This is a genomic window from uncultured Marivirga sp., assembly GCF_963974845.1.
In the GTDB taxonomy this organism is placed as follows: domain Bacteria; phylum Bacteroidota; class Bacteroidia; order Cytophagales; family Cyclobacteriaceae; genus Marivirga; species Marivirga harenae.
Window position 1 is genome coordinate 173724 of record NZ_CAXBEQ010000005.1, and the last position, 17748, is coordinate 191471.

Below are 17748 nucleotides of genomic sequence, written 5' to 3' on the forward strand. Positions count from 1 at the left end.
TCAACCTTTATTTTAAGACAAAATTAGGTTCCAAATCTGAAGAAAATTTGAATTTCCCATAATCAGAACAAAATTTTAATGTTGATACAAGTATTTTTGATTGATTATTGTTTGAAGCTTTTAAACAAATAGGTGGAATAGAAATTTAAATGGTGATAATCAGCTTTCTATGGTGATTTGGTGAAGCTGTTCCTTATTGATATAATTAATTTTCAATCCACTCACCTTACAGATTTTTTGAATGATGGCTAAACCCAATCCTAAGGAAGAACTACTTTGATTTCCTTTTTTGAAACGTGCAAATAGCAATTCCGGCTTGTGACTTAATGGTTTACCTGAATTCTCAATAATCAATTGATTTTTTTCTAGATAAATCTTAATAAACCCATTTTCAACTAAATTGTGCTTTATTGCATTATTTAACAGATTGGTTACAAGGATTTCGAGCAGCACAGGATGAATATTCCACCGCACATCTTCATCAATCTTTTTACTAAAATTGATCCCCTTTAGATAGATCAATTCCTCGTACTCGTCAATAAAGTCTTCCAAAGTGATACTGACCTCAACACTTTCCTTCTGTTCGAATTCTTGATTGTCAATTTTTGCTAGAAGTGTTAAAGTATTTCCCAGTTTAGATAAATTAGTTAAACTCTTTGATGCCTCTAACACTAATTTCTTTTGTTCTTGATCCAAGTTACCTTCTTGAAGGAGTTCAAGTTTTCCCTTAGCAATACTTATAGGAGTCTGTATTTCATGACTGGCATTTTCTGTAAACTCCTTTAGTGATTGATAATCTGCCATCACTTTCTGTGACATTTGATCAATAAATTCATTTAGTCTCTTAAACTCCTTAGTATCCGTACTAGGTAATATAAATGATTCGTTTTCTTTAATGTCAAATTTCTTAATTGCGGAAAGTGTAGCTTCAAAAGGTTTCAGCAGTCGTCTAGACAGTAACCAGCTTCCCAGCAAAACTACTGTCAGCAAAAGGATATAGGTTTTTACTAAGGATTCTACTATCCCATCAACGATATCATCTTGCTCAATAATAATATCATACAGAATGATTTTGTAAAACCGCCCTTCAATTTTCTTACCAACTTCTAATTTATTGTGTTGTTCTGGCCTTTCTAAGGTACTGTGGTGAACTATGGTGTCTGAAAAAATGACATTATTTATTGCAATAGAATCTTCCTGAGGCAAAATGATGACCTTATCGCGTATTATATCTTTGGTAGGTTGTCTTCTTTCAATATATTTTTCTGTAGAACTCAGTCGCTCTTGCAAAAACCAACGCTCTTCTTTCTTAACTTCATTAGATATAATTTGAATAGTCACTATACCCCCTATCACAAAAACAATAAATGATAGTCCAAGAAATATTAATACTATTTTGGTGATTAGTCGCATTTTATAAAGTTCTAAGCTTATAACCCATCCCATAAACTGTTTCCAGTATATCTGTCCCTGTAGCTTTCTGAATTTTTTTTCTTAAATTTTTTATATGCTGATAAACAAAGTCAAAAGAATCGCTTTGGTCAATAAAATCACCCCAAAGATGTTCCGCAATGTTTTGCTTAGTGAGCACTCTTTTTGAATTATTGGCAAAGAACAAAAGCATCTCGTATTCTTTTTTTGTTAAGTCAAGTTTTTGGTCTTCTACACTGACCTCCTTCTTTCCCGTGTCAATAAATATCTTACCAAGCTCAATCATGTTACTGCTTTCTTGCTTTCGAGTTCGGTAGATGGCCTTCAAACGTGAAGCTAACTCCAATAAATGGAATGGCTTACCTAAGTAATCATCCGCCCCCGCATCAAGGCCTCTTACTTTATCGTCAATGGAGTTTTTAGCTGACAGGATTAATGTTCCAATACTTTTCCGGTCTGCTCTTATTGAATATAATAGATCCATACCATTTCCATCGGGTAGCATTAAATCGATAATGACAATATCGTATTCATAAGCGGCCAATTTATCAGTAGCTGTAAAAAAATCTGGCGCAACACTAGTTTGAAAACCTTCATTTTTAAGGTATTCTTGGATATTTTTAGCCAATTCTAGTTGATCTTCAACAATTAAAACCTTCATAAGTTAAATGGTAGCAATTAAATGCTATTTAAACCCAATATAAAAACATATTTTCTGGAAATTTCAAAAGTACTGTTCAATTCTGAAGTAAATCTGAAGATATTTAAGAAACAGTTTTTATATACACTTGCAGTCAATGAAAATTAATGCCTGAAACAATTGACTAATTAAAAATAAAGTATGAATTTAAGGACAGAATGGGGGAAATGGAAAATCAAAATCAATCTATTGCTAGTGAATTAAAAGATAGTAACCAAAGATTATTAGAAGCACAGCAATTAGCAAAAATTGGCAGTTGGGAAATCAATGTAGATTCTGGGATGATACAGTGGTCTCCGGTTGTATATGATATCTTTGAATGTACGCCCGACTCTTACAAACCAACCCTTAGCTCTTATAAAAAGTTTGTGCATCCTGATGATGAAGAAAAAGTAACTAAAGAAGATATACATGCATTTAAAACTGGTTATTTTAATCTGATCCATCGAGTAATTACTAAAAAAGGAAATGTTAAATATGTCCATCAGATTGCCTCACAAATAAAAAAGGGGAAGGGAATTATTTTCAGAGGCACAATTCAAGATGTTACTCAACTTAAAGAAACTGAACAAGCCTTATCAATAGAAAAGAAGAGATTAGATATAATCATTTCTAGCAGCAACCTCGGCACTTATGACTGGGATAAGAAAAAAGGGCTATACTTCTACAATGAGTACTATGCCAATATCTTAGGTTATACTAAAGATGAACTTACAACTTTAAGATTAGAGGAATGGATACAATCCGTTCATCCTGATGACCTAGCTGAGATGCGGAATTACTTGATAGCCCGTCAAGGTCAAGCCGTTATCAAATATGAATTTGAGGTTCGCTTAAGACACAAACTTGGTCATTGGGTTTGGGTTTTAAATAACGGTCAAGTAGAGAACTTATCTGACAATTTAGTACCCTCTGAGCATTCTGGAATCATTATCGACATTTCAGAAAGAAAAATGGCTCAAATAGAGTTAGACAGAACTAAAGCTCTCTTGCAACAAACAAATGAAATTACCAAAACCGGTGGTTGGAGTTGGAATCTAAAGACTGGTAAAATCGATTGGACGCAGAATACCAGAAGTATTTGTGAAGTTGGAGAAAATTACCAACCTAATTACGAAGAAATTTTCAATTTTCTTTACGATAAAAGTAAAATCCCCTATTTAAAATCTAAAATTGAAGCAAGTTTTGAGCTTAGAGAAAAGTTTGAAATTGAAACGCAATTACTGTCAGGTAAAGGCAGGAAGTTTTGGGTCAAAATCATAGGCATTCCGGAAATACAACAAAATACACTTCATAGACTTTACGGAACCGTACAAAACATTGAGGAACAAAAGCATAATGAATTTCAGCTCAATGAAAAAACTAAACAGTACAATGAACTGGTAGAAAATATTCCCATCGGGGTTTATAAATTAAATAGAAAAGGAGAATTAAATTACATGAGTCCTCCTTTCAAAAACATTATTGGCATTGGTAATAGAGAAATTGACACTGATGAGTTTGCAACGGAAATTGTCCATCCTGATGATTTGGAATACTTCTTAAAAGCAAACAACGATGCACTCGAAAATTATCAATATTTTAATTTAGAATTCAGAATTATTGCAAAGGGTAAAACCAAATGGGTCAAAGCAACATCACAGCCCAATCAAGATTTGGAAGGAAATTGGTATTGGTTCGGTACACTTTCCGATATTACTTTTCGAAAAAGTACCGAAATAAAAATCCAAGAAAATGAAAAGCAGTTGCAAAATATCATCAGTTCGATGACAGAAGCATTGCTTTTCTACGATAAAGACGGAATTATTAGGTCGATGAATGATAGCGCAGCTCAAATCTTAGACCTTCAGAAATCTGATGTGGTGGGGAACAGCCTCAGCAAAACTATTATTAAATTATTAGATGAAAATGGAAATGAATTAAAGTCGGAAGGGCATCCGGTAGGGATCGCTTTGAAAGAAAAAAAGTCTTTTAATGATATTAGGGTTCAATTATTTAATATTCGAACAAAAAAAACAATTTGGATTGCTGCTAACATCAAAATAGTCGATGAGGTAGATACTTATTGGGCTTTGGTCACTTTTAATGATATCACAGACCGAGTTAAGTCAGAAAAGCAATTGCTTGAGGCTAAAAAACTGGCTGAATCTGCTAATAAAGCAAAATCTACCTTCTTGGCTAATATGAGTCATGAGATTAGAACTCCATTGAATGGCGTCATTGGTTTTTCAGATTTATTAAGAAACACCAACCTCAACAAATTACAGGCTGATTACACCAAGCATATTTATAATTCAGCTCATTCTCTATTGGGAATCATTAATGATATTTTGGATTTTTCAAAAATTGAGGCCGGCAAATTGAGCTTGCAGTATGAAGAAATCAACGGGTTGAAATTAGTTGAGTCCGCTGCCGCCTTTATCACTTATCAAAGCTCGCAGAAGAATATCGAATTAGTCATTGATTACCAAACTGAAGTGCCACACTTTTTTCAAGCCGATGAACTTAGACTAAGACAAATCCTAATTAATTTGTTGGGGAATGCTATTAAGTTTACTGAAAAAGGTACAATTTTATTAAGAGTTGGTATGAAGAACAAATCCAATCATTTGCGTTTTGAAGTAATTGATACAGGTATTGGCATCAATAAAGAACAGCAAAAGAACATCTTTAGTGCATTTGAACAAGCAGATGTATCCACTACGAGAAAATTTGGAGGATCTGGCTTGGGGCTTACTATTTCCAATAAATTATTAAAAATGATGGGCAGTAAGCTGAAATTGAAAAGTGAACCCAAGCAGGGAAGTAATTTCTTTTTTGACATTAGATTAACTGAAAAAGATGTTAGTAAAAAAAGGTGGACCGATAAAGTAGAATTCAAAAATATTCAAAAAGTTCTGTTGGTCGATGATAACTTATTTCTTAGTAAATCTTTAAGAGACTTTCTCCAAATGTTTGGTTTGGATGTCTTGGTCAAATCATCAGCAATTGAAGCGCATAAAACAATTGTACAAAAACAGAACTTAGATCTTCTGATCATTGATGAGGAAATGGATAATATCGATGGTATTGAGCTCCTAACAATGCTTAAAGAAAAGAAAATGATAGATACTACTCCAATAATCATTCTTCATAAACATATAGATAGCAAGATTTTTATTTCACAATATATTGATGATGACAACATCTACAAAGTACCCAAGCCGGTTGTTAATAGCGAATTAATAGAAGCTATCCAAAACATTGAAAAAGGTATAGAAGGGCCAGAAAGCCCTGAACCTAAGAGTATAGAAAAAAATATTCTAGAAGAAAGTATGCAGCTCAAGAAGATCCTTGTTGCGGAAGATAATGAAGTAAATAAGTTCCTGATAACTCGCATATTAGAGAACGTATTGCCACAAAGTGAATTAATTCATGCCGAAAATGGGGAAATTGCTGTAGATCGATATAAAAAAGATAAACCCGATTTAATCTTAATGGATATTCAAATGCCAGTTATGAGCGGAATAGAAGCAACAGAAATTATACGTGCTTACGAAAAGTCTGGAGAAAGGACCCCTATCATTGCCCTTTCGGCAGGGGTATTGAAGGAAGAAAAAGAAAATGCTTTAAAAGCTGGGATTGATGATTTTCTTGAAAAGCCTTTGATTCAAGAGGATTTAATTAATGCGTTGAAAAAATTGAAATTTGAGGGTAAAATAAATGAAATTAGGAAAATTGATGGTGAAAATAATATTCAAAAATTCAATAAAAATGACTTACTCAAAAGGTTAAATCACAATGAGGAGCATTATGTGAGTTTCATTAATTTAGCAGTACAAAATTTACAAACATTTGAAAGGCAAATTAATGAAACCATAGAAATTGAAAATATACTAGCTCTTCGGACTGTTTTGCATAAATTAAAAGGTACAGCCTTAGCAGCATGTTTCGAAAATCTGGCATTGCTGATTGACCAATTCGATAGACCTAGTTTTTATAATCAGCAGGTAACTCAATACATGAAGTCTAAAATTTTGCCTGAACTGAATAAGGTGATTGATATTTTAAATCATGAAGTAAATCAAGGTAAATAAGCTGCAATTCTTGATGTAAACGAAACTATATTGAAGTGAGATATAATCCAGTCTGCTATTCATTATATTTTTCAAAACGAAGTTCCTTTTAGTATGTGGTTATCAACTTTTTTAGTTATTTCAATGGTAGAACCAATTGGTAATAGTTAACATAGGTTTTGTGAAATCGCATAAGCTACTTAAAAATGACTGTCCCAAAAAATGGGAGTTCCCTTTAAGAATGAATAGATAACTTCTAAACTTATATCACTGATCCAGCTACCTGCTAATCTTACACTTGAAACTGGACTTTGCATCCGCAAAACAAAAGGATCTAATCAATTCTTATAGGATCAGATGACCTGCTCTGGATTAAAGAAATATTTTAATGATCTTTTTACTTTTAAGCTACAAGCTAATACTTATCATCATGTTTTAAATGAAATGAATTTTAAAGTTGAAGGTACTCTGAGGATAACTTCTCACCCATGGAATATTGCAGGCGTAGAAGCAGTTGGAATACATACTGCTTTTATTGAAAGAAAGGGACAAATTTATTATCCATTAATGGATACAGAAGATATTCAAGTAAATGATTTAACAGTCCTGGCTGAGAATCTTTAAAATGAAAATATTCCTTTTCCCTAAAAACATACCCATGAAAATTTATTTTCTATTAATACTTTTGGTATTTATATTTTAAATAACCCAATTTTTAAGACATAAACAGTGCAAAGCTTTCGATAAGAAAAACACACTAAAACCTATCTTAGAATTTTCACATTATAAAATGATCAACTTGGATCATTTATCACATCCCTCCTATTTTAAATTCAAATTTCAACGAAACAAAGATTACCGTTTGATGGTATTTAAGGTTTGTAAAATAAATTTTTAAGCTATGATAGAAAAAGTAACTGATATTAATTTAGAGGAGATGTTAAAAAAGCATGACAAGGTGGTCATTAAGTTTTATGCAGACTGGTGTGGGGTATGCAAAGCATTTGCACCTCAGTTCAGGAAAATGGCCGAAGATGCAAATGATGGTATCAAATTTCTTGAGGTGAATGCTCCCGACAATCCAAAGTCAAGATTATCTGCTGGAGTGTACAGCCTACCTTTTTTTGCTACATATGAAAATGGTGAGTTAAAAGAAAAAATTTCCAGTTCAGATCGAAATGCAGTGCAGGCATTAATTAACAACATTCAATCGACTCCTGAATTAAACTAAAAGAATTCATTTTCAGCGGGTTATAAATAAAAAAACCGGCACAAACCGGTTTTTCTCTATTCTTATATTACGTCCATCTCTATTCCTGACCGTATTTATCTTTAAATTTTTGGTATAATCGTTGTTGATGAGCTTCCAAAGTAACTCTTCTGCCCTCAACAAAGACGAATTCAGGTTGATTGCCATCCATATCTAAAATATCTCCCTTAGAAACTACAATAGAAGCAATTTTACCATCTTCCAAACTGCCTATCTGATCATCGACCCCCATGATTTCTGCCGGATTCAAAGTCACCATTTTCAAAGCTTCTTCTTTTCCTAAGCCGTATGCAGCTGCAGTTCCTACACTAAATGGCAAATTTCTAACTTGCATGACTTCACCCCATTGTCCAATAGCTACTTTTATGCCAGCCTTGTGCAATAAATTTGGTAATTGGTAAGGCATATCCACTGGGTCAACAGTTCTGCTTGGTAATCTAAGCGTTTCTTCCAAAATTACTGGAATCTCATTTTCTTTTAAGAATTCTTTAACATAAAAAGACTCATCTCCACCTACCAAAACTATTTTCTTCACCCCCATTTCCATGGCAAACTGAATAGATTGAATAATTTCTTTAGCTCGATCAGTATGAATATAAAGGCTTTTGGAACCATCAAACAAGCCTTTCATAGCTTCCAACTTTAAGTTTTTGGTTTCTGGAGCATCCATTTCATTATAAGATTTTGCATCTTTAAAAAAGGACTTCACTTCCTCATAGTCCTGATTATAGTCTTCATTCTCTTTCCATTCCGTTTCACCTAACCACCATCTCGGATATCTTAATTTCGAGGGCCAATTTAAGTGTATACCTTCATCGTTACGAAGAACTGCATCTTCCCAGTTCCAAGCATCCAAATCCATAACTGAGCTACTACCAGAAATTCTCCCACCACGTGGAGTAGTTTGCGCATAAAGAACACCATTAAATCGCGTGGTTGGTATGATCTCAGAGTCTGTATTGTATGCAATCAATGCTCTAACATTAGGATTAAAATCTCCTGTTTCATCTTGATCTCTAGTAGCTCTAACGGCCGCAATTTCCTCCAATCCTATAATAGTATTACTAGCGATCAAGCCTGGATAAACATGCATACCTTCTGCATTTATGACCTGATAACCAGATAAATCCAATCGTACCGTAGTAGCATCTGCTACATTAGTGATTACTCCATTTTCGAATGTGATGACTGAATTTTCTATTACTTCTCCGTTACCAATGTGCGCATATGCATTCATAATAGCGATCGGCTCAGTTTGATGTTCTCCTGGTGCAGGTACTTGAGCAATAGCCGCGAAGCTTACTACACTCAGTACAAATACTTTTATATATTTCAATATCTTCATTTCAGCTTATTTTAAAGATGTATAATTTTGAATTTCGGTCTCACAATGGTAAATAATCTGTGACTTTTTCTTAGCTTTTTGAGTAGATTTTCCATTTGATTTTTCACCCTGCATTTTAGCTACCAACCTTGCTCTTTCTGCTTGAATTGCATTTAATTTTACTTCCTGAGCATCGCGATCGAAAAATACAGCCCCTTCTATAATCGTTTTTTCAGCTTTTGCATAAATAGATAAAGGTTCATCGCTCCAAAGCACCACATCTGCATCTTTACCAACTTTTATGCTTCCCATTCTATCATCTAAATGCAATAATTTAGCAGGATTTAAAGTAACCATTTTCAAAGCTTCCTCAACCGGTACACCACCATATTTCATGGTTTTACCAGCTTCTTGATTTAATCTTCGTCCCATTTCAGCATCATCGGAATTAATGGCAGTAACCACGCCCTCACCATGCATCAGTGCTGCATTATATGGAATAGCGTCATTTACCTCAAATTTATAAGCCCACCAATCGGAAAAGGTAGAACCTCCTACGCCATGCTCTTTCATTTTATCTGCTAGTTTGTAGCCTTCCAAAATATGTGTAAAGGTGTTTATTCTAAATCCATATCGCTCAGCTACATTCATTAGCATGTTAATTTCGGATTGCACATAAGAATGGCAAGAAATGAATCTTTCACTATTCAAGATTTCTACAAGCGTCTCTAATTCTAAATCTTTTCGTGGCGGTGTGGCATTATTTTTATCGCGTTTTGACAAACTGTTGTAAGCTTTCCACTCCGCTTCATACGCTCTAGCTCTTGTGAAGGCATCTTCAAAAACTTGCTCTACACCCATTCTCGTTTGTGGGAATCGAACAGTATTTCGATCACCCCAATTCGATTGCTTAACATTTTCTCCTAATGCAAACTTGATGAATTTATCGGCCCAAGAAATTTTCATCTCCTCTGGACTATACCCCCACTTTAACTTTATGATGGCAGAACGCCCACCGATCGGATTAGCTGAACCATGTAACAGTTGAGAAGCTACAACACCTCCTGAAAGTTGACGGTAAATATTGATATCTTCCGAATCAACCACATCCTCAATGTTTACTTCTGCTGTAACTGCTTCAGAACCTTCATTGACTCCTCTACTAATAGCAATATGTGAATGTTCATCTATAATTCCTGGTGTTAAATGTTTACCTGTTCCATCAATCTCTCTTGCTCCAGAAGTAGTTAAACCTTTACCAATTTTAGCAATTTTGCCATTTTCCAATAAAACATCAGTATTTTCTAGGACACCATCAGCTTCATTGGTCCAAACAGTTGCATTTTTAATCAAAATAGTCTCTGATTTAGGTTTGTCGGCATTACCGTGTGCCACGAAAGGATAAACCAAAGGACCTAGTTCGTCCTTCTCCATTTCTTTTTCCTCATCCATTTTCTCATCCTTGGAATCCTCAATAGAAACCTCATCATTTAAAGTAGCAGTCCATTGTACCCAACTTCCATCAGGCATTTTAGCATTTCCGCTTAATCCATCATCATTTAACCATCCAGTCAATCTGATTTTACCTACTTCATCTTTACCCTCGTCTTTAAAAGACAGAGTGATCAACTGCTTTGAAATCTCAGATTTCACATCGTAAGTAGTTGAGTCATTCACCACAATTCCAAATTTCTCTTTTCCAGGATCTCCTTTTACTTCTAGTTGGTACTCATCATTTCCAACAGTTAAAGTGTACTTACCGGCTAATTCAGGTAGGCTATAATCTTGATATTTATAAGGATTTCCTTTAACCCAATTTTCATATATTTTTGTTTCCTTTTTTACAGGACTACCATCAGTAATAATAAAGTTGGCATATTTACCTTTTGATAAACTTCCTAACTTATCACCCATTTTCACAAATTGAGCAGGGTTAAATGTTAAAGCCTTTAAGGCTTGCTCTTCAGCTAAACCAGCTTCTATTGATTGAGAAATCATAGAAGATAGTTTAGACGCATCTTTTAGACCATCAGAAGTAATGGAATAATTAATACCTTTATCCGACAGCATTTTCAAGTTATAAGGCGCCATTTCCCAATGTTTCATGTCTTCCAAGCTAACATTCATCGCGTCAAATGGATCTTCTACATCATAGGCTTCAGGATAATTCACGGGCAGTATTAATTGAGCATTGGTGGATTTAATTTCACCCAATCTTTGGTATTCGTCCCCATTCCCTTTAATTATATATTGGACACCAAACTCATCACCTAATCTATCCGCTCTGAGGACATACAACTTATCGCCACCAGCATCAAAGAACTGAGGGTACCTATTGTTTTGATTAAAGGCATTCAATGAAATATCAAGCATTTCGGTTTGGTTTGCATACCACTTAGCATCCAAATACGTTTGCTTAATCAAGGCTATAGCACCCATCAGTGATGAGGGATTGTCTTGGGTTGAACTTCCTTTATCAAAAGAAAAATGATTAGAAGCAGCTTCTTTCAAGATTATTTCGTTTTCAGGGCCATCATGTAAGGCTATAACAGATCCTGTTCCTCTAACCAAGCCATCCTGATTGTGAGTTAAAACAACACCAAAACCGGCCTTACGCATCTTTTCAGCATCAGTATCTTTATACTCGAAGGCCTCATGAGCATTGAAATAGGATTTAATGGCATCGTTCGCATTATAGGCTCCCTCCTTTTTAGGTCCTAACTGGGGTCCTGGACTTCTTCCGTTTTCCGCTTTTGGCATCCCTATATTACTCGAAAGCTCAATAAAAGATGGGTAAATATGCTTCCCCTTCAAGTCATGTATTATAGCCCCATTGGGAATAGATACATCTTTTCCAACCCCAATTACTTCACCTTTTTGAATTACCAAACTTGCATTTTCTATTACGGTTTGATAATCAAGGTGTACTGTTGCATTAATAAAGGCATGTAAGCCTGGTCTTTCATCCTTAACGCCATTGACCGTATAAGTTTCTTGCGCATTTGCTGAAAAGAACCAAAAGCTCAAACACACTAAAAGTATTTTTTTCATCATTGTTTGTAGTTTTAGATTAAGCAATGAAAATAGTACTTTTTATATAATTAAATAAAATTTATTGAATCTATTATTTTACTGGTGGTTAAGTAGTATTAATGGAAATAAAATTAAAAAGGTATATTTTATTAAAATCGGTGTAATAAAGCCCGACAATCAATTGGCTTTAAAATGAAACAGCACTTTGTTTTACCAATATTATATTATAATTTAATGTAGTTAATCCTATAAATTTTTTAAGAATTATGAGGCGATTTTTGAATAAGCACTTGATATCCATAGCCATATATACGGTTTCAGCCCTTATTTTATTAAGTGTAAGTCTTTCCTTTTATAATAAAAAAGTAATGAGTGATGCCTTAGAAACTCAAGAACAAGCTGACATGGTGGTTAGAGTATCTGAAAACACATTACTGAATATACGACAGATGGACATTAGCGCCAGAGGATATGCTCTAATTCGAGAAGAGGGATTTCTATTTTGGAGTGTAGCTAATGCTAGAAAAGAGAATCGAGAAAACTTTAAAGCCTTAGACAGCCTATTTGCTATACAAGGATATTCCGATCCCGTCAATTATCCAAAATTAAAAGCTGGTTTTAAAAAGTATGCGGACATGTATGAAGAGATGGTTCAGCATTTAAAAAACGATGACTTAGAAGCGTACAAAGCAATATTGAAAGATGATTACGGAAGGACTTTTTGGCCTATTAATGATGCGTTTACATCAAGGTTGTATGAATTTGAGGATGAATTGGTTGCTAAGGCTCAAGCTCGTTATGAAACAGCAATTTTTCAAAATACAATTGTACAACTTTTGCTGCTTTTAATTGGTTTACCGACATTAATATTCATTACAATTAAGCTTAGAAGAGATGAAAAAAATAGAACAGGCTTATTAATTAACCTCAGAGAAAACAACAAAAAGTATTTATTTAATGATGGTGACAATCAATTTAGAGGTGCCGCTAAAATTTTAAACGGCTCAATAGAAAACCTTAAAAAAGCAGCTAACTACGTAAGAAAAGTGGCCTCTGGAGAATTTGATGTGGAGTGGACAGGAATGACAGAAGAAAACAAAGATTTAAACCAGAAAAATCTAGCAGGTCAATTAATTGAAATGAAAAAGCAAATGCAATTGGCTGATATAGACAATAAAAAAAGAATTTGGTCAACGGAGGGGCTCTCTAAATTGACCGAAATCATAAGAAATAGTGAACAAGATACGAAACAATTGACTTTTGAAGCTACAAAATATTTGACACAATATTTGGGAGCTCAACAAGGTAGTCTGTTTATTTTAGTTCAAGATGAAGAAGATACAAAGCAAAAACATTTGGAACTATCTGCAGCCTATGCTTTTGACAGACAAAAATTTATAAAGAAGAAACTTGAAATAGGACAAGGATTAGTTGGCCAAACATATCGGGAAAGGGAAACTTTATTACTAACAGAAATTCCGCAAGACTATACTATCATTAAATCCGGCTTGGGTGACTCTACTCCCACTTGCTTGGCAATCGTCCCTATGATGTACAACGATAATGTACAATCTCTAATAGAGCTAGCCTCTTTTAGGAAATTCGAAGAACACGAGGTTAAATTTCTGGAAAAAGCCGGTGAATATGTTGCCTCTGCTATTGCCACCACTCAAAATAATGAAAAGACAAGAATCTTGTTGGAGCAAATGCAACAGCAAGCAGAAGAAATGAGGGCTCAGGAAGAAGAGTTAAGACAAAATATGGAAGAATTAGAAGCTACGCAGGAAGAGATGAGAAGAAAGGAAAAAATGATGGAGGAGAAAATGCAAAATGCTGATAGTATTAATTAGAGATTCTTAGAATTTAGCGATGAAGGAATACGGACCATTAGTAAAAAGCCAATGCCAACAGCAAAAAACAGGCCTAGCGCAATAGTACTGTTTCGCATACTTCCCGTCCACTGTTCGATAAATCCATAGGAGAAAGTACCAATCACAACCGCGAGTTTTTCTGTAACATCATAAAAGCTAAAATAAGAAGCTTGATCCCTTGTCTCCTGAGGCATTATTTTGGCATATGTACTTCTAGAAAGAGATTGAATTCCACCCATGACCAAACCCACCACAAATGCCAAGATATAAAACTGATAATCTGTGTAAACATAATAGGCATATATACAGATGCCCACCCAAATAGCTAACATGATTAGTAGTGAAGACTTATTACTACGAATTTTAGATAAATATGCAAAAGCATAGGAACCAATAATTGCCAATGCGTTAATGATAATGATAGTCAAGATTAATTTATTTCCAGGAAGATTAAGTTCTTTGCTTCCGAAAGAGGCAGCCATATACATGACCGTTTGTACTCCCATGCTATAAAAGAAAAATGAAGTGAGATAATACTTCAAAATAGGTTGAGACTTAAGCTCATTAAAGACTTTAATAATTTCCCTATAACCACTAGCAATAATTGATTTAGAATAATCTATCACTACTTTGGGCTCTTTCAAAGTATTAAACGTTATTTGGGCAAAACCCATCCACCACAAACCCACAGTTAAAAAGGAAAACCGAGCAATCAAAGCCGTACTATCTAAACCAAACCACTGAGGGTTAGATATACAAATCAAATTAGCAATCAGCAGCAGGATACTACCTACATAGCCCAAAGAAAAACCCCTAGCACTAACCATATCGTGCTTGTCTGGAGTAGCAATAATAGGTAAAAAGGAATTGTAGAATACTATACTTCCAGTGTACCCGATGCTTGCAAGAACCGAGCAAATTATAGCCCATTCCACATTTTCCCCGGTAAAAAAGAAAAGACCTATACAAGATAAGGAACCCAAATACGTGAAGAATTTCATATAAGACTTCTTAGTAGAAGAATAGTCTGCAATACCTGAAAGTAAAGGTGATAAGATGGCTACGACTAGAAAACTAAATGAAATAGCAAAGGAATACAAAGCTGTATTTACAAATTGAAAACCGAAGAAATCGACCACATCACCGTCAAATGCGTTTTGAGTGGCAGTATTGTAAAAGACAGGAAAAATAGACGACTTAATAACAATGGCATAAACTGAATTAGCCCAGTCATACATACACCATGCATTAATTGTCTTTGAATTATTCAATTTCAAGATGCATAATTTTAATTACCCAACAGAAGGCATAAAAAAACCTCATTCCGTTTAAAGAAATGAGGTTTTGAATAAAATGGTCAATATTACAACAAAGAGTTTTCTTTATCTCTGTTGGTCAATTTTAAAGTATTGTACATCAACTTACGTGCATTTGCTTTTCTCAACTGCTGCTGAACATCCGATAAAATACCCATCTTTGCTTCACTATCTACTTTTAATGCAATAGTAATTTTATCTCTTTCAGCTTCAGATAATTTATCTTTCTCTTTTGCTACCCAAAGAAGTACATCCCTTGGCTCTATAAACACATCGTTAGCTTGTATTTTAGCTTCTCCACCAAACTTTTCAGTTTGTTTGGGCTTCCCGATGTATAAATAACTAACCAAAGACTTTCTTTCGATCTTCTTCAATTGTTCAGCTTTAGGTATTTTTTGTTCCACCTTGATTTCAGTTTCTCTCAATACCGTAGTCACCATGAAAAAGAAGAGGAGCATAAAAATAATATCCGGTAATGCAGCGGTAGGAATATCCTGACTTGCACTCGTTTTTTTCTTAAACTTTGACATAATTTATCCTCCTATGTTAGTTGGTTCCGCAATAGAAATCGCCATTGGAATCTCATCATCTCCCTGACCTTTACCCTTATCGTAAAGAGCTTGTTCCTTAGGGTCTTTCAAATTTAACGCTCTGTATTCTTCAGCTGTAATACCTGCTCTATCCGCATAAATTTGATAGTAGGCTCCTTGCAACTGATCTAATACATTGATATATATCTCATAACTTGTTCCTCTATCTGTCTTAAAGGAAACAATTGCATCTTGTGGACTTTCCGCCAATTCCGGATTTTCGTTTGGATTCAAGACATGTTCAATTAACATCTCTTTTATCTGAGTGTAATCATCCAAACGCTCACCTTCTACCAAAAGTCTATCCGCTGAATTGATAGCAACCTTAAAAAGATTTCTCTCCTTAATTTTAACATCAATTTCTTCAGCATCGTCCTTCTCAGGAGGCAAAGTTAAAGTCAAACCTTTATCAGATGCAATGGTAGTAGTTACAAGAAAGAATATTAACAATAAGAATGCTATATCGGCCATTGAACCGGCATTCACTTCTGATGTTGCTCTTCCTTTACTTCTAGCCATTATTTTACAATTTTTCTGATTTCAGAATAAATAATAGATATCACCGCAATGCCCATCAATAAGTAAGTAGTGATTAATACGCCACCTATTACTCTTGAAGAAGTACTTGTAATATCAAATTTTATATATCTAGCAGTTACTTCATCGCCAGAAACACTCCAGCTGACTAAGTAAATTACACCGATTATCACTATACCCAAAGCAGACTTTAAAAGACTCTTTGGATTATCCAGCGCATTAATTAGTGGTAAAACTATTGCTCCTAAAGCAGCAACAATTACCAATAAGTATGAGCCGTATAACATTATATCAACAATTTCCATTTAGTTAAAGTTTAAAGGTTAAACTTACTTAGTAAGATTGTGCTTTACTAAAATATCAACTAAAGCAATAGAAGCATCTTCCATTTGATTCACTAAAGAATCTACTTTAGAAACGCAATAGTTGTAAAATAATTGTAGGATAACAGCAACAATCAAACCACCTACTGTTGTTAAAAGGGCTACTTTAATACCTCCAGCAACCAAAGATGGGGAAATATCACCAGCTTCTTCAATTGCATCGAAAGCACCAATCATACCAATTACAGTACCCATGAAACCTAACATTGGAGCTAATGAGATAAATAATGAAATCCAAACCAAACCTCTTTCTAAACGTCCCATTTCAACAGAACCATAAGAAATAACTGATTTTTCAACCATCTCAACGCCTTCTGACATTCTCATCAAACCTTGAGTAAAGATAGATGCCACTGGACCTCTAGTGTTTTTAGTCACTTCTTTAGCCGCTTCAACACCACCTTGGTTTAATGCATCTTCTACATTAGCCAATAATTTGTTAGTGTTTGTAGTTGCTAAGTTTAAAGTGATGATTCTTTCAATAGAAATAGCTAATCCTAAGATCAAACATATTAAAACTACTGACATGAATTCCCATCCACCTTCAATGAACTTCTCTTTTACAATCTGGTGAAAGCCTTGCTCTTCTACTACTTCCTCCTCATCTACAACTGTAGTCGGCATTGTATCTGCTTCCTCAACAGCGGCTGTGTCAGTTACCTCTGCGGAATCTCCTTCCATCGCAGTTGTATCATTTTCCATTTCAGAGGTTGCTTCCTCATCCTGAGCAATTGCATTGCCATTAAAACCGAATACTAAAGCTCCGGCCATCATCATTAAAACAAATAGCTTTTTCATAGTTAAGTTGTTTGTAATTTTCTTTTTTAGTTAATGTATGTTAGTTATAATGAAACTAAGTCCAATTTTACACAAATATCCACAAACAGAAAATTTTTTTAGCAATTCTTTAACCCTTTAAGTTAAATAATAATCATTTACTTAAAATATTAGACCAAAAAATTGAACAAAATGCGGAGAAGGAGGGATTCGAACCCTCGGTACCCGTGAAGGCACACTCGCTTTCCAGGCGAGCCCGATCGACCACTCTGGCACCTCTCCTTTGTTTGTCAATAATTATTTATCACTTGAACTCTTTTCAAACGTGCACAAATAAATTAATAATTTATTCTCCATGCAAGCCCATTTTGCCAAATGGTAAATATTAATCTATTATTAACATGCAATTCAGTTGCAAATAGAATGATTGCAGTTTATAATTATATTATTCCATGCAACAT

Annotated in this window: 13 protein-coding genes and 1 tRNA gene; 4 read left to right on the top strand and 10 right to left on the bottom strand. The window is 34.4% G+C overall.

Annotated elements, in window-relative coordinates:
- Nucleotides 1–159: 159 nt before the first annotated feature.
- Together AAC601_RS12640 and AAC601_RS12645 are read right to left on the bottom strand one after the other, a co-directional pair.
- Nucleotides 160–1413 carry a HAMP domain-containing sensor histidine kinase gene (locus AAC601_RS12640; protein ID WP_303269324.1) on the bottom strand — a complete coding sequence of 418 codons (1254 nt, stop codon included), beginning with the start codon at nt 1411–1413 and terminating at the stop codon, nt 160–162.
- Between the two features lies 1 nt (nt 1414).
- Nucleotides 1415–2092 (bottom strand): response regulator transcription factor, encoded by a 678-nt coding sequence (locus AAC601_RS12645; protein WP_303269325.1) that lies wholly within the window; start codon nt 2090–2092, stop codon nt 1415–1417.
- A gap of 206 nt (nt 2093–2298) precedes the next feature.
- Between AAC601_RS12645 and AAC601_RS12650 the strand changes: the two genes are divergently transcribed.
- The 3 genes from AAC601_RS12650 to AAC601_RS12660 all read left to right on the top strand — a co-directional run bounded on the left by AAC601_RS12650 (nt 2299) and on the right by AAC601_RS12660 (nt 7417).
- Complete coding sequence (locus AAC601_RS12650; protein ID WP_303269326.1) at nt 2299–6207, top strand: PAS domain S-box protein; 3909 nt, start codon at nt 2299–2301, stop codon at nt 6205–6207.
- Between the two features lie 336 nt (nt 6208–6543).
- Complete coding sequence (locus AAC601_RS12655; RefSeq protein WP_303269337.1) at nt 6544–6810, top strand: hypothetical protein; 267 nt, start codon at nt 6544–6546, stop codon at nt 6808–6810.
- A gap of 277 nt (nt 6811–7087) precedes the next feature.
- The gene (locus AAC601_RS12660; protein WP_303269339.1) at nt 7088–7417 is read left to right on the top strand and encodes a thioredoxin family protein; all 330 of its coding nucleotides are present in this window, start codon (nt 7088–7090) and stop codon (nt 7415–7417) included.
- 79 nt (nt 7418–7496) lie between these two features.
- On the opposite strand, the gene AAC601_RS12665 is transcribed toward AAC601_RS12660, so the two are convergent.
- Both AAC601_RS12665 and AAC601_RS12670 read right to left on the bottom strand, forming a co-directional pair.
- Nucleotides 7497–8801 (bottom strand): amidohydrolase family protein, encoded by a 1305-nt coding sequence (locus tag AAC601_RS12665; protein ID WP_303269341.1) that lies wholly within the window; start codon nt 8799–8801, stop codon nt 7497–7499.
- 6 nt (nt 8802–8807) lie between these two features.
- Nucleotides 8808–11834 carry an amidohydrolase family protein gene (locus AAC601_RS12670; RefSeq protein ID WP_303269343.1) on the bottom strand — a complete coding sequence of 1009 codons (3027 nt, stop codon included), beginning with the start codon at nt 11832–11834 and terminating at the stop codon, nt 8808–8810.
- Nucleotides 11835–12079: 245 nt separating this feature from the next.
- Here AAC601_RS12670 and AAC601_RS12675 point away from each other — a divergent pair, with 245 nt between their 5' ends.
- Entirely contained in the window at nt 12080–13663 is a 1584-nt protein-coding gene (locus tag AAC601_RS12675) for a GAF domain-containing protein (protein WP_303269345.1), read from the top strand.
- Here the strand turns inward: AAC601_RS12675 and AAC601_RS12680 are convergent.
- From AAC601_RS12680 to AAC601_RS12705, 6 genes are all read right to left on the bottom strand, one after another.
- Complete coding sequence (locus AAC601_RS12680; protein ID WP_303269346.1) at nt 13660–14961, bottom strand: MFS transporter; 1302 nt, start codon at nt 14959–14961, stop codon at nt 13660–13662. The two genes, AAC601_RS12675 and AAC601_RS12680, sit on opposite strands and share 4 nt — an antisense overlap.
- A gap of 86 nt (nt 14962–15047) precedes the next feature.
- On the bottom strand, nt 15048–15530 hold the full coding sequence (locus AAC601_RS12685; RefSeq protein ID WP_303269347.1) for a biopolymer transporter ExbD: 483 nt from the start codon (nt 15528–15530) through the stop codon (nt 15048–15050).
- A 3-nt stretch (nt 15531–15533) separates the two neighbouring features.
- A complete protein-coding gene (locus tag AAC601_RS12690) occupies nt 15534–16109 on the bottom strand; it encodes a biopolymer transporter ExbD (protein WP_303269348.1) in 576 nt (191 codons plus the stop codon).
- On the bottom strand, nt 16109–16432 hold the full coding sequence (locus AAC601_RS12695) for a hypothetical protein (RefSeq protein WP_303269350.1): 324 nt from the start codon (nt 16430–16432) through the stop codon (nt 16109–16111). The genes AAC601_RS12690 and AAC601_RS12695 overlap by 1 nt, the downstream gene beginning before the upstream one ends.
- Before the next feature lie 24 nt (nt 16433–16456).
- Complete coding sequence (locus tag AAC601_RS12700) at nt 16457–17308, bottom strand: MotA/TolQ/ExbB proton channel family protein (protein WP_303269351.1); 852 nt, start codon at nt 17306–17308, stop codon at nt 16457–16459.
- A 174-nt stretch (nt 17309–17482) separates the two neighbouring features.
- A tRNA-Ser gene (locus tag AAC601_RS12705) sits at nt 17483–17569 on the bottom strand.
- Nucleotides 17570–17748 lie beyond the last annotated feature (179 nt).

What these genes read in the sequence shown, in the direction of transcription:
- AAC601_RS12675 (WP_303269345.1), top strand. Translation starts at nt 12,080, where the DNA reads ATGAGGCGATTTTTGAATAAGCACTTGATATCCATAGCCATATATACG.
- AAC601_RS12690 (WP_303269348.1), bottom strand. Translation starts at nt 16,109, where the DNA reads ATGGCTAGAAGTAAAGGAAGAGCAACATCAGAAGTGAATGCCGGTTCA.
- AAC601_RS12700 (WP_303269351.1), bottom strand. Translation starts at nt 17,308, where the DNA reads ATGAAAAAGCTATTTGTTTTAATGATGATGGCCGGAGCTTTAGTATTC.
- AAC601_RS12670 (WP_303269343.1), bottom strand. Translation starts at nt 11,834, where the DNA reads ATGATGAAAAAAATACTTTTAGTGTGTTTGAGCTTTTGGTTCTTTTCA.
- AAC601_RS12695 (WP_303269350.1), bottom strand. Translation starts at nt 16,432, where the DNA reads ATGGAAATTGTTGATATAATGTTATACGGCTCATACTTATTGGTAATT.
- AAC601_RS12685 (WP_303269347.1), bottom strand. Translation starts at nt 15,530, where the DNA reads ATGTCAAAGTTTAAGAAAAAAACGAGTGCAAGTCAGGATATTCCTACC.
- AAC601_RS12640 (WP_303269324.1), bottom strand. Translation starts at nt 1,413, where the DNA reads ATGCGACTAATCACCAAAATAGTATTAATATTTCTTGGACTATCATTT.
- AAC601_RS12665 (WP_303269341.1), bottom strand. Translation starts at nt 8,801, where the DNA reads ATGAAGATATTGAAATATATAAAAGTATTTGTACTGAGTGTAGTAAGC.
- AAC601_RS12655 (WP_303269337.1), top strand. Translation starts at nt 6,544, where the DNA reads ATGACCTGCTCTGGATTAAAGAAATATTTTAATGATCTTTTTACTTTT.
- AAC601_RS12650 (WP_303269326.1), top strand. Translation starts at nt 2,299, where the DNA reads ATGGAAAATCAAAATCAATCTATTGCTAGTGAATTAAAAGATAGTAAC.
- AAC601_RS12645 (WP_303269325.1), bottom strand. Translation starts at nt 2,092, where the DNA reads ATGAAGGTTTTAATTGTTGAAGATCAACTAGAATTGGCTAAAAATATC.
- AAC601_RS12660 (WP_303269339.1), top strand. Translation starts at nt 7,088, where the DNA reads ATGATAGAAAAAGTAACTGATATTAATTTAGAGGAGATGTTAAAAAAG.